General features: G+C 74.6%; 24 protein-coding genes. 9 read left to right on the top strand and 15 right to left on the bottom strand.

Annotated features, from left to right (window positions below; genetic code table 11):
• Positions 1 to 51 precede the first annotated feature (51 nt).
• A complete protein-coding gene (gene trxA / locus ACIBPB_RS03170; RefSeq protein ID WP_396837945.1) occupies positions 52 to 396 on the bottom strand; it encodes a thioredoxin in 345 nt (114 codons plus the stop codon).
• On the bottom strand, positions 369 to 758 hold the full coding sequence (locus tag ACIBPB_RS03165; RefSeq protein WP_357309572.1) for a MerR family transcriptional regulator: 390 nt from the start codon (positions 756 to 758) through the stop codon (positions 369 to 371). The genes trxA and ACIBPB_RS03165 overlap by 28 nt, the downstream gene beginning before the upstream one ends.
• A 316-nt stretch (positions 759 to 1,074) precedes the next feature.
• On the opposite strand from ACIBPB_RS03165, the gene ACIBPB_RS03160 reads away from it, so the two are divergent.
• The gene (locus ACIBPB_RS03160) at positions 1,075 to 1,734 is read left to right on the top strand and encodes a dienelactone hydrolase family protein (protein ID WP_396837944.1); all 660 of its coding nucleotides are present in this window, start codon (positions 1,075 to 1,077) and stop codon (positions 1,732 to 1,734) included.
• Between the two features lie 18 nt (positions 1,735 to 1,752).
• On the opposite strand, the gene ACIBPB_RS03155 is transcribed toward ACIBPB_RS03160, so the two are convergent.
• Positions 1,753 to 2,976, bottom strand: a complete 1,224-nt coding sequence (locus ACIBPB_RS03155; RefSeq protein WP_396837943.1) for an AI-2E family transporter — start codon at positions 2,974 to 2,976, stop codon at positions 1,753 to 1,755.
• Between the two features lie 176 nt (positions 2,977 to 3,152).
• On the opposite strand from ACIBPB_RS03155, the gene ACIBPB_RS03150 reads away from it, so the two are divergent.
• The 3 genes from ACIBPB_RS03150 to ACIBPB_RS03140 all read left to right on the top strand — a co-directional run bounded on the left by ACIBPB_RS03150 (position 3,153) and on the right by ACIBPB_RS03140 (position 5,216).
• A complete protein-coding gene (locus tag ACIBPB_RS03150; protein WP_396837942.1) occupies positions 3,153 to 3,335 on the top strand; it encodes an antitoxin in 183 nt (60 codons plus the stop codon).
• A 178-nt stretch (positions 3,336 to 3,513) separates the two neighbouring features.
• Positions 3,514 to 3,747 (top strand): ferredoxin, encoded by a 234-nt coding sequence (locus ACIBPB_RS03145; RefSeq protein WP_357309585.1) that lies wholly within the window; start codon positions 3,514 to 3,516, stop codon positions 3,745 to 3,747.
• Positions 3,748 to 3,953: 206 nt separating this feature from the next.
• Entirely contained in the window at positions 3,954 to 5,216 is a 1,263-nt protein-coding gene (locus ACIBPB_RS03140) for an alkaline phosphatase (RefSeq protein WP_396837941.1), read from the top strand.
• Between the two features lie 66 nt (positions 5,217 to 5,282).
• On the opposite strand, the gene ACIBPB_RS03135 is transcribed toward ACIBPB_RS03140, so the two are convergent.
• The 8 genes from ACIBPB_RS03135 to eccB all read right to left on the bottom strand — a co-directional run bounded on the left by ACIBPB_RS03135 (position 5,283) and on the right by eccB (position 12,188).
• Positions 5,283 to 5,903, bottom strand: a complete 621-nt coding sequence (locus ACIBPB_RS03135; RefSeq protein WP_396837940.1) for a C39 family peptidase — start codon at positions 5,901 to 5,903, stop codon at positions 5,283 to 5,285.
• Between the two features lie 263 nt (positions 5,904 to 6,166).
• Positions 6,167 to 6,592 carry a pyridoxamine 5'-phosphate oxidase family protein gene (locus ACIBPB_RS03130; protein ID WP_396837939.1) on the bottom strand — a complete coding sequence of 142 codons (426 nt, stop codon included), beginning with the start codon at positions 6,590 to 6,592 and terminating at the stop codon, positions 6,167 to 6,169.
• 208 nt (positions 6,593 to 6,800) lie between these two features.
• Positions 6,801 to 7,175 (bottom strand): hypothetical protein, encoded by a 375-nt coding sequence (locus ACIBPB_RS03125; RefSeq protein WP_396837938.1) that lies wholly within the window; start codon positions 7,173 to 7,175, stop codon positions 6,801 to 6,803.
• Between the two features lie 40 nt (positions 7,176 to 7,215).
• Positions 7,216 to 8,040: a hypothetical protein gene (locus ACIBPB_RS03120; RefSeq protein WP_396837937.1), complete on the bottom strand. Its 825-nt coding sequence runs from the start codon at positions 8,038 to 8,040 to the stop codon at positions 7,216 to 7,218.
• Between the two features lie 324 nt (positions 8,041 to 8,364).
• Entirely contained in the window at positions 8,365 to 8,826 is a 462-nt protein-coding gene (locus ACIBPB_RS03115; protein ID WP_396837936.1) for a hypothetical protein, read from the bottom strand.
• 157 nt (positions 8,827 to 8,983) lie between these two features.
• The gene (locus ACIBPB_RS03110) at positions 8,984 to 10,234 is read right to left on the bottom strand and encodes a WXG100 family type VII secretion target (protein WP_396837935.1); all 1,251 of its coding nucleotides are present in this window, start codon (positions 10,232 to 10,234) and stop codon (positions 8,984 to 8,986) included.
• Positions 10,227 to 10,601 (bottom strand): hypothetical protein, encoded by a 375-nt coding sequence (locus ACIBPB_RS03105; RefSeq protein ID WP_396837934.1) that lies wholly within the window; start codon positions 10,599 to 10,601, stop codon positions 10,227 to 10,229. Before ACIBPB_RS03105 ends, ACIBPB_RS03110 begins: the two co-directional genes overlap by 8 nt.
• Positions 10,602 to 10,715: 114 nt before the next feature.
• Positions 10,716 to 12,188, bottom strand: a complete 1,473-nt coding sequence (gene eccB, locus ACIBPB_RS03100) for a type VII secretion protein EccB (protein WP_396837933.1) — start codon at positions 12,186 to 12,188, stop codon at positions 10,716 to 10,718.
• A 161-nt stretch (positions 12,189 to 12,349) separates the two neighbouring features.
• On the opposite strand from eccB, the gene ACIBPB_RS03095 reads away from it, so the two are divergent.
• Positions 12,350 to 13,522 (top strand): type VII secretion protein EccE, encoded by a 1,173-nt coding sequence (locus tag ACIBPB_RS03095; protein ID WP_357309621.1) that lies wholly within the window; start codon positions 12,350 to 12,352, stop codon positions 13,520 to 13,522.
• On the opposite strand, the gene eccD is transcribed toward ACIBPB_RS03095, so the two are convergent.
• Entirely contained in the window at positions 13,506 to 14,903 is a 1,398-nt protein-coding gene (eccD, locus tag ACIBPB_RS03090; protein ID WP_396837932.1) for a type VII secretion integral membrane protein EccD, read from the bottom strand. The genes ACIBPB_RS03095 and eccD overlap by 17 nt on opposite strands.
• Positions 14,904 to 15,073: 170 nt before the next feature.
• Here eccD and eccCa point away from each other — a divergent pair, with 170 nt between their 5' ends.
• From eccCa to ACIBPB_RS03075, 3 genes are all read left to right on the top strand, one after another.
• Positions 15,074 to 19,039 carry a type VII secretion protein EccCa gene (gene eccCa / locus ACIBPB_RS03085; protein ID WP_396837931.1) on the top strand — a complete coding sequence of 1,322 codons (3,966 nt, stop codon included), beginning with the start codon at positions 15,074 to 15,076 and terminating at the stop codon, positions 19,037 to 19,039.
• Positions 19,040 to 19,280: 241 nt separating this feature from the next.
• Positions 19,281 to 19,589 (top strand): WXG100 family type VII secretion target, encoded by a 309-nt coding sequence (locus tag ACIBPB_RS03080; protein ID WP_046568948.1) that lies wholly within the window; start codon positions 19,281 to 19,283, stop codon positions 19,587 to 19,589.
• 28 nt (positions 19,590 to 19,617) lie between these two features.
• The gene (locus tag ACIBPB_RS03075; protein WP_396837930.1) at positions 19,618 to 19,896 is read left to right on the top strand and encodes a WXG100 family type VII secretion target; all 279 of its coding nucleotides are present in this window, start codon (positions 19,618 to 19,620) and stop codon (positions 19,894 to 19,896) included.
• A gap of 251 nt (positions 19,897 to 20,147) precedes the next feature.
• Here the strand turns inward: ACIBPB_RS03075 and mycP are convergent, their stop codons facing one another.
• Together mycP and ACIBPB_RS03065 are read right to left on the bottom strand one after the other, a co-directional pair.
• Complete coding sequence (mycP, locus tag ACIBPB_RS03070; RefSeq protein ID WP_396837929.1) at positions 20,148 to 21,383, bottom strand: type VII secretion-associated serine protease mycosin; 1,236 nt, start codon at positions 21,381 to 21,383, stop codon at positions 20,148 to 20,150.
• Positions 21,384 to 21,456: 73 nt separating this feature from the next.
• Complete coding sequence (locus ACIBPB_RS03065) at positions 21,457 to 21,795, bottom strand: helix-turn-helix transcriptional regulator (RefSeq protein WP_396837928.1); 339 nt, start codon at positions 21,793 to 21,795, stop codon at positions 21,457 to 21,459.
• A 214-nt stretch (positions 21,796 to 22,009) separates the two neighbouring features.
• Between ACIBPB_RS03065 and ACIBPB_RS03060 the strand changes: the two genes are divergently transcribed.
• Positions 22,010 to 22,687, top strand: a complete 678-nt coding sequence (locus ACIBPB_RS03060) for a carbonic anhydrase (protein WP_396838171.1) — start codon at positions 22,010 to 22,012, stop codon at positions 22,685 to 22,687.
• A 67-nt stretch (positions 22,688 to 22,754) separates the two neighbouring features.
• Here the strand turns inward: ACIBPB_RS03060 and ACIBPB_RS03055 are convergent, their stop codons facing one another.
• Positions 22,755 to 23,774, bottom strand: coding sequence for a hypothetical protein (locus ACIBPB_RS03055; RefSeq protein ID WP_357309645.1), 1,020 nt, complete (start codon positions 23,772 to 23,774; stop codon positions 22,755 to 22,757).
• Position 23,775 lies beyond the last annotated feature (1 nt).

The raw sequence follows: 23,775 nt of genomic DNA, 5'->3' as shown, positions 1-23,775 counted from the left end.
GCGATCCGTCGGGGTCCGTGGTCACCCCGCGCCTTCCCGATCCCCGGCCGCTCAACCGTCCAGGTGCCGGGCGAAGCTCAGCCGCAGGTGGTTCTTGGGCCGGGACCCGACGATCGAGCCGACCACCTGCCCGTCCCGGAACGTCAGCAGTGTCGGCATCGACATCACCTGGTACGCCCGGGTCGTCTCGGGGTTCTCGTCCGAATTGAGGGCGACGATGCGCAGTGCGTCGCCGAACTCCTCGGCCAGCTCGGCGAGGTGGGTGGAGACGGCGCGGCAGGGCGGGCACCACTCCGCCCAGAAGTCGACCACCACGGGCCGGTCGGCGGCCAGCACGGTGGCGGCGAAGGTGGCGTCGGTGACCGAGGTCAGTCGCGCCTGCGTGTCCTGAGGCATGTTTCCTCCCGATGGGCGATGGCGCGGGCGAGCTGATCGTGCAGCTGCCGGCGGACCGTGCCGAGCCGGTCGAGGTAGTCGTCCACCTCGGCCAGCTTGCGCCGCAGCACCGCCACCGAGTCGGGGCACACGTCACCGGAGCTGTTGCCGGCACGCAGGCAGGCCACGAACGGGCGGATGTCGTCCAGCCCGAAGCCCACCGCCAGCAGCGCCCGGATCTCGTGCACGACGCGCAGCTCCGCCTCGTCGTAGACCCGGTAGCCGTTGGCCGAGCGCCCCGGCCGCACCAGCCCCTGGGACTCGTAGTAGCGCAGGGTCCGGGTGCTGGTCCCGGCTCGTTGCGCCAGCTCCCCGATCCGCATGCCGCCTCCCAGCTCACCTCGCCCAGCCGACGCTAAACCTTGCCACCGACGTCAACGCAACCCCGCGGTGACGCCCGTCGCCCCGGCCGTGCTCCGCGTACCGGGTCGGCGGCTGGACCGACGAACAGGATGCGGCACGCTGGGGAGCTGAGTCGTTTCTGATCTCGCGATCCGTCCGGAACGTCGGGGCGCGCGGCCGAATCTGCCGATCTGGGCGGGTGCTCACCGCCGGTCCGAGTCGTTTCCGACGTCAGCTCCACAGGACCCGGGTGAGGGCGCGGTGGGCGGGGGTATCCGCCGGGTGGAGGTGGGGAGCATGGCGGGGTACGAGGTGACGGTGCCGGTCGTGGACGGCGGGCTGGTCGGGGACGTGATCGTGCCGCCGGGGGCGGTGGGCGTGGTGCTGTTCGCGCACGGCAGCGGCAGCTCGCGGCACAGTCCGCGCAACGTGGCGGTGGCGCACCAGCTCAACGACCGGTCGCTGGCCACCGTGCTGGTGGACCTGCTGACCCCGGAGGAGGATGCCCGGGACGAGGTCACCGCCGAGCTGCGCTTCGACATCGGACTGCTGGCCGAGCGGCTGGCGGCGATCGTCGACTGGTTGGCCGCCGACCCGGCCCTGGGCCGGCTGCCGGTCGGGCTCTTCGGGGCCAGCACCGGCGCGGCCGCCGCCCTGGTCGCCGCGGCGGCGCGGCCGGACCGGGTCGGTGCCGTGGTGTCCCGGGGCGGGCGTCCCGACCTGGCCGGCAGCTCGCTGGCCGCGGTGCGTGCCCCGACGCTGCTGCTGGTCGGCGGCCTCGACGAGCAGGTGATCGTGCTCAACGAGCAGGCCCGCGACCAGCTCGGGGAGGTGGCGGAGCTGCGGATCGTGCCCGGCGCCACGCACCTCTTCGAGGAGCCCGGCACCCTCGACCAGGTGGCCGAGCAGGCCGGGGCCTGGTTCGGCAGCCACCTCCGGCAGCCGCACCCCGCCTGACCGGGGCGGCCAGGGGGGTCAGCCGGCCGGCTGGGAAACCCGGTGGCGTTGCACCGTGTCCAGGACGCGCCAGGTGACCGCGGCGATCGGCACCGAGACGAACGCACCGGCGATGCCGGCGATCAGCGTGCCCGCGGTGACCACGACCAGGATGACCGCCGGGTGGAGCTGTACCTGCCGCTTCATCACCAGCGGTTCCAGCAGGTTGCCCTCGATCTGCTGGACGGCGATCACGACGGCGAGGGTGAGCAGCGCGGTGGTGGGACCGTTCGCGGCGAGGGCGACCAGCACGGCGACCGCCCCGGCCACGGTGGCACCGATGATCGGGACGAACCCGCCGACGAAGGTGATCAGCGCGAGCGGCAGGGCCAGCGGCACGCGCAGCACCACCAGTCCCAGCCCGATACCGAGCGCGTCGATCGCCGCGATGATCATCGTGCCCCGGCTGTACGCCCCGAGCGTCCGCCACCCGGCGCGGCCCGCCTCGGTGGTCAGGTCCCGGTGCGGCCCGGTCGCCCGGCGCAGCACCCAGCCCCACATCGTCCGGCCGTCCTTGAGCAGGAAGAAGAGCAGCACCAGGCCGAGCAGGACCGACCCGGCCACCTCGGCGGCGGTACGCGCACCGGCGACCGGGTCGGGGGCGCTGCCGCTCAACCCGTCCCGGACCTGCCGGACCAGCCGGTCGAGTTGCGCGTCGGTGACCGGCAGGCTGGAGGTGACGAAGTCCCGCCCGCGGGCCAGCCCCTGGTCGAGCTGCTGGCTCAGCTCGCCGAACTGGCTCGCGGTCAGGTTCCAGACCAGCGCGCCGACCCCGACCAGCACGCCGAGCAGCAGCAGGATGGTGAGCAGGGCGGCCAGCGCCGCCGGCACCCGCAGCCGGCGCAGCCGCAGCAGCACCGGGTCGAGCAGCGCGGCGAGGAAGAGGGTGCCGGCCAGCGCCACCGCCAGCGGCGCCAGCAGCACCGCGATCCGGCCCAGCAGCCAGAGCCCGGTGACCACCACGACCAGGCACGCGCTCCACGTCACGGCCGTCCGTACCGGCCAGGGCAGGCCGGCCCATGCCTGGCGCGGCCCCGCGGCCGGACCGGCCTCGCGGCGCACGGTGGCCTGCCGCCGGGCCGCCGGCCCGGCACTGTCCGCCACCCCGGCGCCGTCCGCCACCTCGCCGTCCGCCACCTCGGCGCTGTCGGTCGCCCTGGCGCTGTCCGTGGCCTCGGACCCGCGCCCGCGCTCATCCTCCACGTCGGCCCCCTCCTCGAACCTGGCCGTCCGGTGGCCCGACGGGCGTGCCGACCCTCCTCGACCGTGCCGTTCCGTACCCGACGGGCGGGAATCCGACACCCGGCCGCCAACCGGGCGGGACGCGTTTGTGCCCACCCGGCCGGGGAAGGCAGGAAGGCACCGAGAGGAGATCCGACATGAGCGACTTCATGGACAAGGCCAAGGACTTCGCCGACCAGCACGACAAGCAGGTCGACAAGGGCATCGACAAGGGCGGCGAGATGGCCGACAAGCGCACCGGCGGCAAGTACGACCAGCAGATCGACAAGGGCGTCGACATGGCGCAGCAGCGGACCGGACAGGGCGACACCGACCGCTGATCCCGCCTGCGCTCCCGGGTCGTCCCTGGCGGACGGCCCGGGAGCGCGGTGTCCGGGGTACGACCGCCCCTCTGGTCCTCATCGACCAATCTCGCTACTATCCGCAGTCGGAGCATGACTCATTGTCGAGGCGCGCGGAGTTGGCCGTCGGGTGTCCGCGCGAACGGAGGGGGAGCCGGTGAGCGAGGGGACCGAATGGCGGCTGCACGTCGACCCGACCCGGTGCATCGGGTCCGGGATCTGCGCGGGCATCGCCCCCGACCACTTCGTGCTGGTCGACGGGCTGTCCCGGCCGCTGGTGGAGCGGATCCTCGCCGCCGAGGCGGTGCTCGACGCGGCCGACTCCTGCCCCATGGAGGCGATCATCGTGTCCGATGTGACGAGCCTGCGACGGATCGCGCCCGAGGAGTGACCGCCCGCCGCCGCTGACCAGAGGCCACGGTTCCGGCGGCCAGGAGGCGGCCGGTTGCCCCGGGAAACCAGGAGACGGACGGTTGCCCCCGGCGACAAGAGTCCGGGTAGCCGCCGTCCTCCGTTAACCCGCTGGTCAGGCCCTCGGCTGGGGAGTGCGGTTGCGTGGTGGTCGCAATGAGCGTTCCATCCGCCAGGAGGACCCCCGTGACCGTCCGTTCCCGCCGCAGGCTGCTCGCCCCGGTCGTCGCCGGCGCCATCGCCGCCGCCGGGCTGAGCCTCGCCAACCCGATCACCGCGGCCGATGCCGGCCCGGCCAAGGGCAAGGCGCGCAACGTCATCTTCATCAACGGCGACGGCATGTCCGCCGCCCACCGCGAGGCGGCCCGCCTCTACCTGGCCGGCCTCGACGGCCAGCTCACCATGGACAAGCTGCCCTACTCCGGCCAGCTCACCACCAGCCCGCACGACCCGTCGACGCCGATCACCGACTCGGCCGCCGCGGCGACCGCCTGGGCCACCGGCGAGAAGACCTACAACGGCGCGATCAGCGTCGACGTGGACCGCAACCCGCTGCCCACCCTGGGTGCCCAGGCCAAGGCGGCCGGCAAGGCGACCGGCCTGGTCACCACCGCCCAGGTCACCGACGCCAGCCCGGCGGCCTTCTTCGCCAACACCGCCAACCGCTCCGCGCAGGACGAGATCGCCCGGCAGTACCTGGAGGTGACCCGGCCGGACGTGATCCTCGGCGGCGGCGAGGACTGGTGGCTGCCCGCCGACGTCCCGGGCGCGTACCCGGACCATCCGGCCGAGGACCAAGCCGAGGCCAGCAAGGGCACCAAGGGCAACCTGATCACGGAGGCGAAGGCCAAGGGATACCAGTACGTCGCCACGGCCGCCCAGCTCCGCGCCGCCAAGGGCGGCAAGCTGCTCGGGCTCTTCGGCAACGAGGAGCTGTTCCAGCAGCGCGCCGAGGGCGAGGGCGACAGCTACCACCCGCCGGCCAGCCTGGCCACCATGACCGAGAAGGCGCTGTCCACCCTGTCGACGAACAAGAAGGGCTTCTTCCTCTTCGTCGAGGAGGAGGGTATCGACGAGTTCGCCCACGACAACAACGGCACCCGGATGCTCCAGGCCCTCGGCGAGTTGGAGAAGGCCGTGGCCGTGGCCCGCAACTACGCGGCCAGCCACCGGGACACCCTGGTCGTGGTGACCGGTGACCACGAGTGCGGCGGCCTGACCGTCGAGGACACCGGCAGCTCCGACGAGTCCGGCGACGACATCTCCGCCGAGGACGGGCCGTTCCCGATCAAGGGCAGCAGCTTCAGCTTCAACCTGGACTGGACCACCAGCGGGCACACCGGCGCCGACGTGCCGGTCACCGCGTACGGCCCGCTGGCCGAGCAGTTCACCGGCAAGCACCCCAACACCCACGTGCACGACGTGCTCGCGCAGATCCTGACCCGCTGAGCCCGACCCGGCGTACGCCGAAGGGCCGGCCTCCCGTGGGGGAGGCCGGCCCTTGCCGTCGCTGGGTCAGGAGCTGTAGCCGCGGCCGGCGATCCAGTTGGCCAGCTGCGTCACGTCCATCCAGTACGTCGGCGCGTTCGGGCTGGCCGGGTCGGCGATCAGCACCGTGTTGCCGTCGTCCTTGTACTCCACCACGGTCAGGTAGTGGCCGGGGTAGCTGTGCTCGACACCGTCGATGTCCAGCGCACCGCCCAGGATGTTGGCGACCACCGGCCGGTCGGCGTCCACGGCGGCCTTGATGTCCGCGCGCAGCCGCTCCACCTGCTCGCGGGTGGCCACGTCGTCCCGGATCTCGGTGGTCCTGTACTTGCCACCGGTGTACTCGTTGAGCACCCGGGTGACGTCGATGGCCGAGTCGGTGCCGTTCTCGGTGGTGCCGAGCTTGGCGGCCAGTTCGTCCTGGCTGATCTCCTTGCCCTCGGCCGACAGGGCGATCCGGGTCGAGGCCGGGCCGCAGTAGTAGAAGTTCGGCTGGGCCTGGTACTCGTAGCCGGCGCTGCGCTCGCCCTTGCCCTTCACCACGCTGGCGGGAGCGGCGTGCGCGGCCACGGCCGGGCCCGCGACCACACCACCGGAGGCGGCGAGGCAGGCGACGGAGAGCAGGCACTTCCGGACAATTGCGATCACGGTCGAGGCTCCATTCGGGGGTTGCCGTCCGCACGGGATCTCCGCCGGACGGAGCACCGGGACTGGCGCTCGGCGGTCGTTCGGGAAGTGCAACGGCCCCCGGCTGCCCCTGATTCCGCAGGTGGCGGCGCTCACCGCCGAACCGGACAGACGGCACCGACCGACCCGATTCCGGGTAGGCGCGGCCGGGTCGGTCCGGGTGGTTCGTCAGCGGGCGCGCGACGCGGGCGACACCCGCTGGCGGGTCAGGCGGGTCAGGCGGGTCAGACCGGTCGGTCGGCGGGGAGACTGCCGATCAGGCGGGTCACGGCGATCTCGATGACCACCCGCTGCGGGTTGGGACGCGGCTGGCGGTAGCGCTCGGCGTACCGGCGCTCGGCCTCGGCCACCGACTCCGGGTCGCGGCGCAGCACGGCCCGACCCTCAACGGTCAGCCACCAGCGGCCGTCCACCTGGCAGACCGCGACCGGGGTGCCCGCCGGCCCGGCCGCGGCGACGTGCCGTGCCTTCGCCGAGGTGCCGGAGGTGATGACCCGGGCCAGCGCGGCGTCCGGATCGAGGGTGACGCCCACCGGAACCACGTGCGGGGTACCGTCGCGGCGCAGCGTGGTCAGCGTGGCGAGGTGCCGGTCCCGGAAGAATGCCGCGACCCGCGCGTCGTGCGGCTCCAGCCGGTGGTCGCCCGCCATGTCCCGTCCCCCGTCGCCGGCGGCCGAGCGGGCCGCGTCGATGTCCGTCGAGCCGGTCCGGTCGGCGGCCCGGGGCAGATCATGACACGGGGCGGCGTGGTGGATCGGGTGGTGTGGGGAACCCCGGCCGGTCCGGCCCGCCGCGCTGCGCCGCCTAATCCCGCGCGCCGTGTTGCGCCGCCTGGTCCCGCACGCCGTGTTGCGCCGCCTAATCCCGCACGCCGCGTTGCGCGGTCCGGCCTGGCAGTCCGCGTTGCGCGGCGGAGTCCGGCAGGCCGCGTTGCGCGGTCTGGCCCGGCAGCGCTTGTTGCGCGGCCCGGTGCCGGGCGGCCAGCCGCCCCAGATAGACCAGGGCGCCGGCCAGCACGCCCATGTCGTCCAGGTAGATCGGGTCGGGGAGCAGGTCGACCGGCAGGATCGTGTAGATCAGCGCGCCGTAGAAGGCGACCTTGCCGCCGACGCCCAGGGCGCCGAGCAACCGGCGGGTGCGGACCACCCGGACGGCGAGCAGCACCGCGCCGACCAGCGTCGCCAGGGCGACCAGGCCGGCGAGCACCACCAGGAGCCACGTCTCGCGGGACACGGGGTCACGCTAGCCGAGCCCGGCCAGTGGCGCTCGACGATCAGTACGCGGCCACCGCCGCCCGACCCCGGGCGGCCGGCGCCGGGTCGCGTACGGGCAGCTCCCGGGTGGCCTCCGGGCCGGTCAGGTCGGCGAGGGAGAGCGCGGACCGCGGCTCGACGGCCGGGCGGGTCGCCGCGTACGCCTCCTCGCGCAGGCTGCGCGCGGCGGCCGCGGCCAGCTCGGCGTCCCGCCAGGCGGCCTGCTCCCGCTCCCGGGCGGTCCGCTGACGGGCGCGCAGGTTGTCCCGGACCAGCCGGCGCAGCAGCAGCTCCTGCTCCACCGGGTGCCGGCGCGGGTCCCAGCCACGGTGGCCGAGGATGTCGCTCAGCTGCTCGACGGTGATCTCCTTGCGCCACTGCGCGTCCAGCGCCGCCCGGTGCAGCCAGCGCTCCCGGTCGGCGTACTCGGCCGGGGTCTGTGCCGTCCGCGGCAGCGGCAGCGCGGCGGCGGCGGCCAGCCGGTGGACGTCCTCCTCCGCCGCCTCGTACGCGCGCCAGGCCTCGTCCACCTCCTCCTGGGCGGCCAGCCACTCGGTGCGCCGCCGCTCGGCGGTGGCCGCCGCCCGGGCCGCCGCGACCTCCACCTCCTGGGCGTACCGGGCCTGCTCGCGGGCCTCCTCGGCCAGTTCCAGGCTGCTCGGCCTGGCCGCCTCGCTGATCCGTCCGGCGAACACCGGACGGAGCCGGCCGGGCCAGATGATCAGGGCGGCGATCGCGATCGCCGGCACGGCGATCAGGGCCAGCCAGATCAGGGCGGCCCGGGGGACGTCGGGCAGGACGGTGGAGAAGACGGTCTGCATCACCAGCACCTCAAGGTGGGACATTCGGGAGTCACGGTCGGGGGCCCGGTTGACGGGCGGGGTTCGTGCCACGGATCGCCGTGCGGCGGTGCCCCGGGGATCGGCCCGGCCGCGCCATGGCCGATCGGGTTCCGGCTGGCCGTAGGGCCGCTCGGGATCCTGCGGGCCGTGCCGGCCGGTCGGGTTCCGGCGGGCCGTGCCGGGCGGTCGGGATCCGAGGGCTACGGCGACCGGTGGGGTTCCGGTGGCCACGTGGCCGGCGGGGATCCGGGAGCCACGGCGGCCGGTCGGGTTCCGGCCGGGCCGCGGTGGATCAGGCGGCGCGGGCGGGCACGGCGGCCGGCGGGGTCAGGCGCGCGGCGGGCCGCGGCGGGCGACGGTGCTCCGGCCCGGGTCGGTGGGCGGCACGGCCGGGCCGGCCTGCGCCGGCGGCGAGGCGACCTCCGGGGTGGAGCGGTGGGCCGGAACGCGGACCGCCGGCCCCGCCGAGGTCGCGCGCAGGTCCCGGGCGGCGGCGTTCGCTCCGGGGACGAGGGCACCGGTGGCCGGCGTCGCGGTGCCGGGACCGGCGGAATCCACGGCGGCGGCGTACCGGACGGTGCGGAGGTCGGGCCCGGCCGGGGCGAGCCGGAGGTCGGCGACCGGACGGCTCGTCGCGGCCGGACGGACCGGATCGGCGCCGGCCGGCGCGGCGGCCAGACCGTTGAGCCCGACGGCGAGCACCAGCGCGGTGGCCGCCATCCGGGTGAGCCGGCGGAGGCTGCGCAGCGTCGTCGCCCAGAGGGGCGGAGTGAACGCTACGGCCAGCACATACTCAACCTATCGGTCGGTTCCGCCTCCTGCATCCCGACGATCTTCGCCACCGACGTGACCCGCCCCACGCTGCGCTGTGGACGGAGCGACCCGGTACGACGACGGCGCGGCGCCCCTCCCGTGGAGGGACGCCGCGCCGCGGATCAGTCTGCGATCAGTCGGTGCCGAGCACGGGCGGGGCGGCCGACCGGCCGTCGCCCCAGACCATCTCGTCCTCGGTCAGCCAGGTGAACCGCTCGTCCGACTCGTCGTCGTGCTGGCCCTGCCGGCCCAGCACGCCGTTGCGGCCGGCCGGCGCGGGACGCCCGCCGGTGCCCTTCGTGCCGTTGCCGCGGCCGTCGGCGTCGACCACCACGCTCCGGCCGCCGGCGAGCCGCCCGGAGCCGGTGGCCGCCCGGTTCTCCAGGCCGCCGGGGCGGCCCGCGGTCGGCGTGCCGGTCGAGCCGGCCAGCGCCCCGGTGCCCACGACGCCGCCGGAGAGCCCGAAGGGCGAGTTCCCGCCGCCGGTGGGGACGGTCGTGGACGCGCCGGCGATGGTGCTGCCGGGGAGGCCGGTCGTCGGGCCGGTGGTGGTCAGCGGGGCGGCGCCGGCCAGCGAGGTGCCGGTCGGGTCGACGGTGCCGACCGAGCCGACGGTGCCCGGGCCGCCCACGCCGCCGGTCCCGGTGCCGTTCCCCGGCCCGCCACTGCCCGGCGTGCCGCTGCTCGGGGCGGTGTGGTGCACCCCGGAGGTGGTCGCGGTGGCGCTGGCTCCCGGGCCGAACGTGCCGGAGGTCGGCCCGCTGTGCGGCGTGCCGACCGACGGGCCGTCCTTCAGCGACGAGCCGGGCGGGTCGGAGTGCCCCGGCAGCCGCTTGTCGGGCTCATCGGGCACGACGATCCGGCCGTACGCGGAGAAGTCGTACCCCTCGGCCAGGTCGGCGACGACCTTGACCATCCGCTGGTGCGCCTTCTCCTGCTCGGCCTGGTCCTGCTCGTGGCCGACGACGCCGCCGATCACCGCGCCGGTCAGGCCGCCCACCAGGAAACCCTTGGTGGCCCCGGAGAGCATCTTGTCGTCGTCGTCGGTCTCCTCCGGGCTCTCCGCCTTGGTCTGGGCGGCGCGCAGCTCGGTGGCCATCATGTCGAGGCCCTGCCGGACGCCGGCCATGCCCTCGGCCAGGTTGCCCGAGTAGGTGGCGACCAGGCTCAGCCGCTGCTGGAACTCGTGCGACGCGGCACCGGTCCAGGTCTTGCCGAGCGCCTCGAGGTCGTGGCGCAGGTCGCGGCCGAGCCCCTCCAGGGTGTCCTTCAGGGAACTCCACTGGGCGCTGAGCGCGTCGATCTGCGTCGGGTCGCCGGCGTTGACGGCCTGGTAGAGCTCCTTGTGGCTGACGTGCTCGTAGCGCTGGGTGTACTCAGACACGCGGATCCTCTCCCTTCGCCGGCTTCATCGCCTTGGACAACCCGGTGAGGGCGGCGACGATGTCGGCCGCGGCGGCGGCGTTGCGCGCCTCGGCGGTCCGGTAGTTGGTCATGATCGTCTTGGTCGCCTGCTTGGCCGCCACGATCGCCCGGTGCAGCCGCTCGGCGTGGTTGACGAAACTCTGGTACGTCTCGGAGTAGCGGCGAGCGTTGTCGGTCGCGTCGGTGAACGTGCCCAACGCCGGGGGGCGGCACTGCATAGCGGTGTTGAGCTTCCGCAACACCGCCTCAGCCTCGCTCAGCCGCCGCTCAAGCCGCTGGTGGAAATCCTCCAAGGACAGTACGTCAACTGTGGTGCGCCCGCTCATGGCTGCATCCCCGTAGTCATCGTCGAGAATCGTTGGCCACGCTCAGGTTAGTCGACCCGGGCCAGCCAGGGCGACCCGTGTCCGGCCGCCGCTCCACATCGGACCGAACGGTGGTCAGCCCCCCTGGGCCGGCGGGTCGGTGCCCGCCGCCGAATCGGCCGGCCCGTCCGGGCCGGCCGACGCCGCGCCCGGGTCGAAGTAGGCCATCGCGTCCCGCCGTTGCAGGGCGGGCCCGGTGGGCACCAGGGCCAGCAGCGAGGCCGGCACCGCCAGCGGTGCGACGTCGCCGTAGCCGAGCGCGACCCGGGCATCGCCCGCGTCGGCGCCGAGCGGGTAACGCACGCCCTGGGCGGTGATCAGGTAGACGGTGGCACCGGCCGCGGCCTTCCCGGTCTCCCCGGCCGCGGCCTGGGCCAGCACGCCCTTGCCGCCGGGCAGCAGCACGCTCTCGGCGGTCCGTACCGCGTCCCGCGAGCCCTGCCGGGCGGCGACCCCGGTGGCCGCGGTCAACTCGGGCGGGGGCTGGTCGAAGACCTCCAGCGTGGTGGTCGGCGGCTGGCCCGCCCCGCTCGCCCGGTATGTGACACAGAGCACACTGTGCCCGGCCCGCACCTCGTGCAGGGCGGGCAGCCGCTGCGGCAGGCCGTCCGGCTCCAGCCGCTGGTCGGTGAGGAGCCGGCCGGCCTGGTCCGGGGTGATGTCGGTGACCTGACCGCCGTCGCCGAGCAGCAGCAGCGCCGTCACCTCCCGGATCGCCGCCAGCCCCTGCCGGGTCAGCACGTAGTACTGGTCGGCGGCCCGGAAGACCTGGCCCACCTTGGCCGGGCGGTCGGCCACCGCCAGGCCGCTCGCGCTGCCGTACCCCTCGATGTTCGGCTTGCGCAGCGCGGGCCCGACCGGCACCGCGTTGAGCAACTGCTGGCCCACGCCGAGGGCCGGCGCCCCGGCCATCTTCAACGCGACCAGCGCCTGCTCCTCGCCGACCACCCGCAGCCGCGCGCCGCCGGTGAGCAGGTACCGCGCCTCGTCGGTGCGGACCAGCACCGCCTCGTCGGTGAGCGGGGCGCCGCCGGCCAGCGGCCGGTCGATGACCAGCCGGGTGGTGGACCGCCGGGGATCGACCGGGTCCGGCACGTCACACACCGACCAGGGGAGCCCGACCAGGGACTTCCGGTCCGGCAGGTCGTCCGGGGCGCCCACGATGCCGACCGTGCGACCGCGCGGCCGGTCCTTGATCGAGGCCCGCGACATGGTCCGCACCGGCGGGTCGGCCTTGTCGAGGATGAGCCGGGCCGAGACGTAGTTGAGCGTCGGGTGCAGCTTCCCCTCGGTGAACACGTACGTGGCGCCGGTCTCCCGCTCGATCACCAGCGTGTCCGCCGCCAGCGGGGCCGCGTTGCCGGTGAGCTGCCCGTACGCCCCGGCGCCGCCGAGCACCACGGCGGCGGCGAGCACGCTGCCGAAGACCGCCATGCCGAGCCGCCGCATCGGCAGGTCGCTGGTCTCCGGGTCGCCGGAGAGCAGCGCGGAGACGATGCGGCGGGTGACGAAGCGGTACGCCTGCACCTGATCGCGGCGGGTCCGCATGACTAACCTCCGGCGGGGGTGGGTCCACGGCGATCAGGTCCGAACTCCGCCGCGGGCTTCCCTACGATAAGGGGCCGCCGGGGGTTCACCGGGACCCCGCCCGCCCTCCCGGCCCGCAATGATCCGGCGGATGCCCAGGATGTCCAGAAGGGACGCTACCGATGACGCAGGTCCAGGCGCCACCCGGTCGTACGGCCACCGCCCCCGCCGCCCCGGACGACCGTCCGGTCGCGCCCAGCGACCAGCGCCGGCGGGGCCGCCTCGGCCCGGTCGTCGTGGGCCAGCTGGTGGTGCTGGAGTGCGCCGCGCTCGCGGTCTGGTTCGCCACCGCCGGCCCCACCTGGGTGCTGCCGGCGGTGGGCGTACCGGCCCTGCTGGCGGTCGTCGCCGCCTTCGCCCGGCGCGGCGGCCGCTGGTGGTACGAGGACCTGGCGCTGCGCCGCCGGCTGCGCCGCCGCCGGGAGCGGGCCCGGGGCGCGGTGCCGGCCGGCGATCCGCGGCTGGCCGCGCTCGCCCCGGAGCTGAACGTGGTCGAGCTGACCGAGCGCGGCACCCGGCTCGGCATCGGGCAGGACGAGCGGGGCTGGTTCGCCGCGGTCGCGCTGACCGGGCGGCCCGGCGCGCCGGCCGGCTCGGTCGAGGCCGCGGTGGTGGACCGGGCCCTCGCCGTGCTCGCCGACTTCGCCGGCCCGGTCACCCAGACCCAGGTCGTCTCGCACACCCTGGTCTGGTACCCGGCGCCCGGCGCGCCGCCGGCCGCGCACCGGACGGTCTGGGTGGCGCTGCGCCTCTCCGTCGCCGACGCCCGCGCCGAGGCGGTGAGCCGGGGCGGTGGCCTGCGCGGCGTGCACCGCACCGTGTCCGCCGGCATGGGCCGGCTGGGCAAGGCGCTCACCGCGGCCGGCCTCGGCCACCGGGTGCTCAGCCGGGACGAACTGCACGCCGCGGTGGTCTCCGGAGCCGGGCTGGACCTGGCGCCGGAGTCGCCGGTGGAGAGCTGGACCAGCCTGCGCGGCGGCGGCTGGACCCAGCACTGCCTGGCCCTGCGGGTACGCCCCAACGGCGCACTCGGCCCGCTGGTGGACGCGGTGACCGCCACCTCCGCGCCGTCGCACACGGTCGCGGCGCTGGTGCTGCCGGGCGGCCGGCGGGTGCCCCCGCTGCTGCGGGTCGCCGCCATGGACGGGCACGCGGAGGCGCTGGTGAAGGTCGTCCGGGACGTGGCGAAGCGGTGCGGCGTGCCGGCCCGCCCGCTGGACGGGCAGCACGGCCCGGGCGTCTACGCCACCGCGCCGGTGGCCACCGCGATGGGCACCGTCACGGTCGAAGGTTGACGATCCAGCCGTAGAGGCCGCAGACCCAGACCGCCAGCGGCACCACCGCGATGATCAGCAGGATCTCGACGATGTCCAGGGTGCGACCCCAGACCGGCGAGATCCGCTTGCCGGCCACGGTCAGCCCGTAGATCAGGCTGATCACCGCGGCGAGCAGCAGCCCGCCCAGGATCAGCCCGAGCCGGACCGGCAGCGAGCCGGCGCCGAAGGTGGCCGCGGCGGCCAGCCCCAGACCGCCGGTGCCGGCGAGCAGCACCGGCGTGCGCTGGGCGCGGCCGAGGAACGGGCGGGCCCGCAGCAGCGACAGCAGGGCCAGGACCAGGCAGAGCAGCACGGACGGCAGCCGGCCGTTGTCGGCCAGCACCAGTTCGCCGCCGAGGACCAGCAGCGACACCGTCCACAGCAGACCGGTGAGGAAGGCGTCGGCGCGCTCGCTGTTGCGCAGCACCTGCGGGCCGTCCACCGCCTCGGTGTCGGTCTTCAGGTCGTCCGGGCCGGTCGGGATCGACGGGACCGGCAGCCGGGCCAGCCGGTAGGCGATCATCGGCAGCGCGGGCAGGGCGGCGAACGCGACGGTCGCGACCACCGCCGCGGCGGCCGCCGCGCCGATGCCGAAGGCCAGGCAGAGCGCCGCGCCGACCGCGACGGCCACGCCGACCGCGACCGCGCCGAGGAACAGCGGCAGCCGGTCGCCGACGGCCAGCGCGGCGACCGCGCCGAAGAGCACCGCCGCGGTCGCGGCCATCAGCACGTGCGGGCTGGCCAGCTCGGTGAGCTTCCGGTCGCCGGCGAGCACCAGCAGGCCGCCGATCGCCGCGTACCCCAGCCCCACCATGGCCAGCACGGCGCCGGTGCGGCTGTCGCCGGCCGCCCGGGACAGCACCGCGGCGGTCACCAGCAGGGTCACCGCGACGACCAGCGCGGCCAGCGCGCCGGGCAGCTGCGGCGGGCCGGTGAGGAGCGCCGCCACCGCCCCGGCGGCGAGCGCCGCGCCGGCGAAGAACACGGCGAACGACCGGGTGGTGCCGACCTGCCACGTGCCGGGCCGCTGGTTGGTCGCGGTGGCCACCGCGTCCACCACGTCGTCGAAGACGATCTCGGGGGCGGCCGTGGCCCGCGGGTTGAAGTAGAGCACCTCGCCGTCGCGGACCCCCAGCTGCGCGGCGGTGCGGCCACCGTCCAGCGGCGGACCGCCGAGCCGGGACAGGCTCCACCCGCCGTGCCGTACGCCCTCGTCGGCCAGGTCCTCGCCCGCGTACCGGAGCAGGGTGGGCAGCAGGTCGGCCAGCGGAACGTCGGACGGCAGTGCCAGATCCATCCTGGTCCGCGGCGCCACGATGGTGATCCGGCTGAGCCCGCCGGTCGCCGTCTTCGTCGCCACTGTTGGCCTCCTCGTGCTCGCCTACGATCCACCTCGGCCGGTGACGTCGCCCCCCACGGGTCCACGACGCCTCCGGGAGATTACCTACGATGGCGGTCGCACAGGTTGCCCACCCGACGTCTCGGGCCGTCGGCAGACCACGATCAGGGCAGCTTCTGGGAGGGAGAGCCGTGAGTACGGTGGTGTTCCGCCGGCTTCCGCGTCAACCGGGGCCCGCGTTGCCGCGGGGCGAGGTGTTGCTGGAGTCCCCGCCCGAGCTGCCCGAGCCGCAGTCCAAGGGCATGGGTCAGGTGCTGATGATCCTGCCGATGCTCTGCGGCGTCGGCGCGATGGCCTTCCTCTACGCCGGTCGCGGCGGCGGCATGATGACGTACGTGGCCGGCGGCCTGTTCGGCGTGTCGATGCTCGGCATGGCGATCGGCACCCTCGGCAACGGCGGCAACGACAAGGCTGAGCTGAACGCCCAGCGGCGCGACTACATGCGCTACCTGGCGCAGATGCGCAAGCGCACCCGGCGGGCCGCCGAGCAGCAGCGGGCCGCGATGACCTGGCGGCACCCGGAGCCGGACGCGCTCTGGTCGATCGCCGCCTCCCGCCGGCTCTGGGAGCGGCGGATCACCGAGGACGACTTCGGCGAGGTCCGGATCGCGCTCGGCCCGCAGCGGCTGGCCGTGGAGATCGTGCCGCCGGAGACCAAGCCGGTCGAGGACCTGGAGCCGATGAGCGCCATCGCGCTGCGCCGCTTCGTCCGGGCCCACACCAGCGTGCCGGAGCTGCCCACCGCGCTGTCCCTGCGGGCGTTCAGCCGGGTGGCCCTGCGCGGCGACCGGGCCGCGGTGCTCGACCTGGCCCGGGCGGCCGTGGGCCAGCTGGTCACCTTCCACGCCCCGGACGACCTGATCGTGGCGGTGGTGGCCGCGCCGGACCGGCAGCCGGCCTGGGACTGGGTGAAGTGGCTGCCGCACGCCCAGCATCCGGGGCGGACCGACGCGGCGGGGGCACGTCGGATGGTCTTCGCCAGCCTCGCCGAGGCGGAGGTGGCGCTCAGCAACGAACTCGGCGGCCGGCCCCGGTTCGCGCCGGAGGCCAAGCCGCTCACCACCGCGCCGCACGTGGTGGTGCTGCTCGACGGCGGCGAGGTCTCGGCGACCTGCGCGCTGATGGGCGCCGGTCTGCTCGGCGCCACGGTCATCGACCTCTCCGGCACGGTCCCGCGGGACGCCGGCCGGTGGCTGCTCTGCCTGGACGCCGGCGACGGCACCGGGCTGGACCTGGTGCGCGGCACCACGACCTCCCGGCTGGGCCGGCCGGACCGGCTGAGCGCGGCCGCCGCCGAGGGGCTGGCCCGGCAGATCGCCCCCTTCCGCCTCTCCCAGCAGCAGGGCGCCACCGCGGAGGAGCCGCTGTCCCGCAGCATGGAGCTGCCGGACCTGCTCGGGATCGGCGACGCGGCCACCGTGGACACCCAGCAGACCTGGCGGCCGCGCGGGCACCGGGACCGGCTGCGGATCCCGCTCGGGGTCGGGCCGGACGGCAACGTGGTGGAGCTGGACTTCAAGGAGTCCGCGCACGAGGGCATGGGTCCGCACGGCCTGGTCATCGGCGCGACCGGTTCCGGCAAGAGCGAGCTGCTGCGTACGGTGGTGGGCGCGCTCGCCGTGACGCACTCCTCGGAGGAGCTCAACTTCGTCCTGGTCGACTTCAAGGGCGGCGCCACCTTCGCCTCGCTGGACGCGTTGCCGCACACCAGCGCGGTGATCACCAACCTCTCCGACGAGCTGCCGCTGGTCGACCGGATGCGGGACGCCCTGGCCGGCGAGATGAACCGCCGCCAGGAGGTGCTGCGGGCGGCCGGCAACTACGTCTCCCGGTACGACTACGAGAAGGCCCGGGCGGCCGGTGAGCCGCTGGAGCCGATGCCCAGCCTGCTGATCATCTGTGACGAGTTCAGCGAGCTGCTGGCCGCCAAGCCGGACTTCATCGACCTCTTCGTGATGATCGGCCGGCTCGGCCGGTCGCTCGGCGTGCACCTGCTGCTGGCCAGCCAGCGGCTGGAGGAGGGGAAGCTGCGCGGGCTGGACACCCACCTGTCGTACCGGATCGGTCTGCGGACCTTCTCGGCGGTGGAGAGCCGGATCGTGCTCGGTGTGCCGGACGCGTACGAGCTGCCGAACGCGCCGGGTCACGGTTACCTGAAGACCGACACCAGCACGATGCTGCGGTTCCGGGCCGCGTACGTCTCCGGCCCGTACCGGGCGCCGGGGCAGGTGCAGCGGTCGGTCCGGGCCCAGGTGCAGCGCCGGATCGTCCCGTACGGCATCGACTACGTGCCGGCGCCGGCCCTGCCCACCCCGACGGAGGTCGTGCCGGAGCCGGAGCAGAGCGGCGACGGCAAGGCCGTGGCGATGCTCGACGTGCTGATCGACCGGCTCAAGGGGCGGGGCCGCCCGGCGCACCAGGTCTGGCTGCCGCCGCTGGCCGAGCCGCCGGGCCTGGCCGAGCTGCTGCCGCCGCTGAGCGTGCACCCGACGTTCGGGCTGACCACCGCCGACTGGCCGGGCCGCGGCCGGCTCAGCGTGCCGGTGGGCATCGTGGACCGGCCGTACGAGCAGCGGCGCGACCCGATGATGGTGGACCTGGCCGGCGCGGGCGGCAACGTGGTCATCGTCGGTGCCTCGCTGAGCGGCAAGAGCACCATGCTGCGCTCGATGCTGGCCTCGCTGGCGCTCACCCACACCCCGCGCGAGGTGCAGTTCTTCTGCCTCGACTTCGGCGGTGGCGCGCTGCGCAGCCTGGACGGGCTGCCGCACACCGCCGGGGTGGCCGGGCGGCGGGACACCGAGGCGGTCCGCCGGACCGTGGCCGAGGTGGTCGCGATCATCGACGAGCGGGAGCTGCGCTTCACCCAGCACGGCATCGACTCGGTGGCCAGCTACCGGCGGCGCCGTGCCGCCGGTGAGTTCGCCGATGACCCGTTCGGCGACATCTTCCTGGTCGTCGACGGCTGGAACACGCTGCGCCAGGAGTACGAGGAGCTGGAACAGACCATCACCAACCTGGCCAACCGGGGCCTCGGTTTCGGCGTACACGTGGTGGTCACCGCCGTGCGGTGGGCGGAGATCCGGATCAACATGCGCGACCTGCTCGGCACCAAGCTGGAGCTGCGGCTCGGCGACCCGGCCGAGTCGGAGATCGACCGGCGGGCGGCGCAGAACGTGCCGGGCGGGACGCCCGGCCGCGGTCTGACCCGGGACAAGCTGCACTTCCTCACCGCGATCTCGCGGATCGACGGCAAGCGCGAGATCGAGGACCTGACCGAGGCGTCGGTGGCGCTGGCCGGGCACGTGGCGGCGAACTGGCCGGGCCGCCCCGCGCCGAAGGTGCGGCTGCTGCCCCGCAAGCTGGCGGTCGCCGAGCTGGCGAAGGTGATCGACCGGTCGGCGCCGGGCATCCCGATCGGCGTCAACGAGTCGGCGCTCGCCCCGGTCTACCTGGACCTGGCCGGTGAGCCGCACCTGACCGTGTTCGGCGACGCCGAGTGCGGCAAGACCAACCTGCTGCGGCTGATCGCCCGGGGCATCGCCGAGCGGTACACCCCGGCCCAGGCCCGGTTGGTGATCGCCGACTACCGGCGCGGCCTGCTCGGCGCGGTGGAGGGCGATCACCTGCTGGACTACGCGCCGTCGAACCAGGTGTTCAGCCAGGGCCTCGGCTCGATCCGCAACGCTCTGCAGAACCGACTGCCCGGCCCGGACGTGACCACCGCGCAGCTGCGTGACCGGAGCTGGTGGAAGGGACCCGACCTCTACATCCTGGTCGACGACTACGACCTGGTCGCCTCCGGCGGCAACAACCCGCTCAGCGCGCTGCACGAGCTGCTGCCGCAGGCCCGCGACATCGGCCTGCACCTGATCATCACGCGCCGGGTGGGCGGCGTGGCGCGCGCCCTCTACGAGCCGGTGCTGCAACGCCTGCGCGAGCTGGACTCGCCGGGTCTGCTGATGTCCGGCAGCCGGGAGGAGGGAGCCGTCTTCGGCAACCTGCGGCCGAGCCCGCAGCCGCCGGGCCGGGGCACCCTGGTGCGCCGCCGGGACGGCCAGCAGCTGATCCAGACGGCGTGGACGGAGCCGGCCTGAGCGGATCGTCGGCGGCCGAAGCCCTGACCTGGCCAACGACCGTCCAACTCGTACGGTCCGGGGCGGATTGCGTTGTGGATCCTGCCGTGTCGGAAGACGACGATGGGAAGGCAGGGCTGCGCGGGTTGGACGTCGTCCGCTACGGTTCGGTTGAAGTGTCCGTCGGTGGGGTGTGTACGCCTTGCCGCGGGGGAGGGCGCGGCGGATCCGCCGCCACAGAGATGACGGAAGGGTGTGAAGCATGGCGTTCGAGGTCAGTGCAGCGACTCTGCACACCGCCGCGAGTGACGTGCGGTCCACGCGCAGCGACGTCGACGGTGAGCTGAAGAAGCTGTGGAACGTGGTCGACGACCTGGCGATGGCCTGGAAGGGCCAGGCCTCCACGGGTTTCCAGAACCTGATGCAGCGCTGGAACGAGGACACGGCCAAGCTGCTCCAGGCCATGGACAACATCGCGGACCTGCTCGACAAGTCGGGCACGACGCACCAGGTCAACGACGAAGAGCAGCAGCAGATGCTGGACAAGTTCCACTCTGCTCTCAACCCGTGATCCGCGAAGACAGGCAGAGGAGGAACTCATGAGCATCAAGGTTGACTACGCCGTCCTCGAGAGCAGCAACCAGCAGATGCAGGCCATCTCGCGGACCATCGACGAGAAGCTGGACACGCTGCGCTCGATGCTGACCAAGCTCGAGTGGGAGGGCCAGGACCGGGTTGCCTACGAGCAGCACCAGGCCCAGTGGGACGCCGCCGTGCGGGACATCAACAAGGTCCTGAACGAGATCGGTGGCGCGGTCGGCATCGCCCGCGAGAACTACATGACCACCGAGATGAGCAACTCGAAGGCCTGGGGCTGACCCGGACCGGTCCACCGCGGCCCCGCACCCGGCTCTGCCGGGGCGGGGCCGCGGTGCGTTCCGCCCCGCCGGATGACCGTGCCGCTCCCGCCGACCGCCACAGCGCGCCCTGACGCTCCACCGCGCGTCCTGACGGGTCCGTGGCGCGGCTCGGACGGCGCACCGGGTCTTCGGGGCCGCACCGCGCCCTGCCGGGCCGCGTACCGCGCTCTGGGCCGGGTCCGGGCGGCGGGCCTGGACCCGGCGAGGGGTCAGCTGTCCAGTTGCGCCGGTCGGCGTCCCGGCCGCCAGCCGCGCCGGCGGCCGAGGGCCAGCACCGGGCGCAGCGTCAGCAGCGCGCCGGCCAGCAGCGCGCCCACCACGGCCACCCAGATCGCCACGGTGCGCTGCCAGGCCAGCGGGTCGGCCTGCGGCGCGGGGGGCGGCATCGCGCCGAGCGGCGGGTCCTGCCGGGTGCCGAGCAGGCTGGTCACCGCCCGGTACGGGTCGACCGTGCCGTAGCCGACCGAGGCGTTGTGCCCGTCGGGCGGGTTGTCGGCGGTGCGGGTCAGCCGGTAGGCCACCTCGTCGGGCGTGAGGTTGCGGTGCGCGGCGCGGATCAGCGCGGCCACCCCGGAGACGTACGCGGCGGCGAAGCTGGTGCCGCCCTGCGGCTCGGCGAGGTATCCGGAGCCCTGCGGCGCCGGGCCGACGATGTTCAGGCCGGGTGCGGCGATGTCGACGTAGTCGCCGCTGACCGAGCTGCCGACGTGCTGGCCCTGCTCGTCGACGCCGGCCACGGCGATCACCCCGGGGTACGCGGCCGGGTAGGCGGGCCGGTCCTCCTGGTTCTCCTGCCGGTTGCCGGCGGCGGCCACCAGGACCACCCCCTTGCCGAGGGCGTAGTCGACGGCCGACTTGAGGGCCGGGTCGTCCAGCGTCACGAGCGACAGGTTGATGACGTCGGCGTCGTGGTTGGCGGCCCAGCGGATGGCGCGGCCGATCTCGCCCGGCACCGCCGGGTCGAAGTTCTCCCGGTTCTCGGCGAGCACCCGGATCGGCAGGATCCGCGCCTCCGGCGCGATCCCGCTGTACGGCACGCCGGTGCCCTCCCGGCCGGCGATGATGCCGGCGATCAGGGTGCCGTGGCCGACCAGGTCGCACTGCCCGCGCAGCTTCACCAGGCCGTTGAAGTCCTCGCCGGGCAGGACCCGGCCGCGCAGCAGCGGGTGGCTGGCCGAGACGCCGGAGTCGATCACGGCGACGGTCACCCCGCCGCCCTTGGTCACCCGCCAGGCCGAGGCGGGGGCGAGCCGGTCCAGTGCCCAGGTCTGCTCGGTCGGCGCGGGGTTGCCGGCCGGGCCGCAGCGGGGGGCCGCGGCGGCGGGGGCGGGGGCCACCAGGACCGTGCCGAGCAGCGCCGCGACCGCTCCACAGAGGACAGGTCGGATCCGGTGCCCGATCCGGGCGCTCACCGTCGTTTCGTCCGGCCGCAGGCTGTCGCGCACGCGGTGAGACTACCGCCGCCGGCCCGGTCGTGCGGTGACGGGAGCGGGGTGGGGCGCCGGCCGCCGCCGCGGGTCACTTCCCGGTGGACTCGTCGTCGGGTCCGGCGCTGAAGAGGGCGAGCAGGGCGCCGACCTGCTGGTCGGCCTCGGCCGGGTGCCGGAAGTGGCCGCTCGGGTCGATCGTGTACTCGTTGCGCCGGCCCACCCGGGTGCGGCGCAGGTAGCCGCCGGCCTCCAGGTCGGTGACGATCGCCTGGGCGGCCCGTTCGGTCACCCCCACCTCGTCGGCGACGTCGCGGAGCCGGGCGGTGGGGTTGCGCGCGATGGCCAGCAGGACGTGCCCGTGGTTGGTGAGGAAGGTCCAGTTCCGGGCGCTCCCGGGCGCGCCAGGTGTGGTCGACATGGTGGTCATGGTAGGGCCCGGCGGCGCCGATCCGGGCCGTCGGGCGACCGGGACGGGCGGCGTGGACGCGTCGCGGCGGCCGGTCAAGTACCTCCGGACGTATGAAGTCTGTATCACGTATACCTTGACGGGCGTTCGGCTGCGTGTGACTGTGGTCGGCGAGGCCGCCTCTGCCGCCGGCCGGGCTGACCAGGTCTTTTGCGCCGAGGATGAGGTGAGTGTATTGACGCCGACCACTCCTGAGCGAGCGCTCGCCGAGCTGCAGGCCGGGAACAACCGGTTCGTCACCGGCGCCCCCCGGCACCCGAATCAGGACGCCGACCACCGGGCGCTCGTCGCCGACGGGCAGCACCCGTTCGCGGTGATCGTCGGCTGCTCCGACTCCCGGCTCGCCGCCGAGATCATCTTCGATCGCGGGCTCGGCGACCTCTTCGTGGTCCGGACCGCCGGCCACACCACCGGCCCCGAGGTCCTCGGCAGCGTCGAGTACGCGGTCACCGTGCTGGGCACGCCGCTGGTGGTGGTGCTCGGCCACGACTCCTGCGGCGCGGTGCAGGCGGCCCGGGAGGCCACGGCCACCGGCGCCACCCCGCCCGGTCACCTCGGCGCCGTGGTGGACGCGGTGGTGCCGAGCCTGCGCCGGGCGCTGCGGGAGGGCGTGACGGACATCGACGGGATCGTCGACATCCACATCGCGCAGACCGTGGAGGCCCTGGTCGCCAACTCGGCGGTGCTCGCCGAGCGGGTGGCCGCCGGGCGCTGCGCGGTGGTCGGCATGTCGTACCGGCTCGGCGCGGGCGAGGTGCGCACCGTGGCGGAGGTGCCGGCGGGTGCTCCCGGCCGGGCCGTGCCCGCGCCGGTCGGCGCCGCCGGTCCGGCGCCCACCGCCGTCGCCGGCTGACGCCCCCGAACAGACGAACGGGCCGTCCCGCGTGGTCGCGGGGACGGCCCGTTCGGCGCGTACGGACTCAGAGCAGCGACATGTGCACGTGGTCGGTGTGGTTGGACGGCCCGCTGTACGACTTCCAGCCCGTCGCCGGGAACCAGATCTGCCGGTTCCAGATGACGTAGTAGATGCCGAGCCGGTCGGCGTTGCGGATCAGGAACGCGGCCACGTTGTTGCCGTACATCCGCATGTCGTTGTTGTGCCAGGGGGAGAAGCCGCTCTTCTGCAGCGACCAGTCGCAGGCCCGGCCCTTGGGGTGCTCCCACGGCCCGCCGGGGCGGTAGCAGCCCACGAAGCGGTTGAAGCCGGCCTTCTTGACCTCCTTGTAGGCGTGCAGGGTGCGCGGGGTGATGCAGCCGGAGGTGGTCGGGTCGTTCTCGCTGCACGACTCGGACTTCCAGTCGCCGTCGGCGGTCCGGCCCGGGCCGATCGCGGCCACCCGGGAGGTGGCCGAGACCAGGCCGCCGGTGAAGCCGAGCCCGCCGACCAGCTTCAGCGCCTTCTCCGCCGCGGCCTTCTCCCGGGCCATCGCGTTGGTCAGCTTCTGCTGCTCGCGCACCTCGGCGTCGAGCGCGAGCTTGGCCTGCTCGGCCCGGGTCTTGGCGGTGTTGATCGCGGCGAGCTTCTGCGCGTTGACCAGGTTCAGCTCGTCCAGGCCGGCGGCGCGCTGCACGAACGAGTCCGGCGACCGGCTCTCCAGCAGCATCGCCATGGCACCGATCCGGCCGGTCCGGTAGGACTGCGCGGCGATGGCGCTGACCTGGGGCCGCAGCGCCTCCAGCTCGTCCTGCGCCGCCTTCACCTCGCCGGCCAGCTGGCGCTGGCGTTGCTGCGACTTCGCCAGCTTGGTCTTCGCCTGGACGTACTGCCGGTTCGCCGACTCGATCGCCTCGGTGATGAGCGGCGGGTCGTCGTCCTCCTCGTGCCCCGAGGGGGTGGGGGTGGCGGGCGCGGCCAGGGCCGGGGTGGGGCCGGCGACGATGGCGAGCGCGGCGAGCACGGTCACCAGCGGTGTGATCCAGCGGCGCAGGGGTGCCGTCACA

Source organism: Micromonospora sp. NPDC049836, assembly GCF_044465125.1.
GTDB lineage: Bacteria > Actinomycetota > Actinomycetes > Mycobacteriales > Micromonosporaceae > Micromonospora.
Note: the sequence above shows the minus strand (reverse complement) of the source record. Positions and strands in the feature narration are given on the sequence as shown.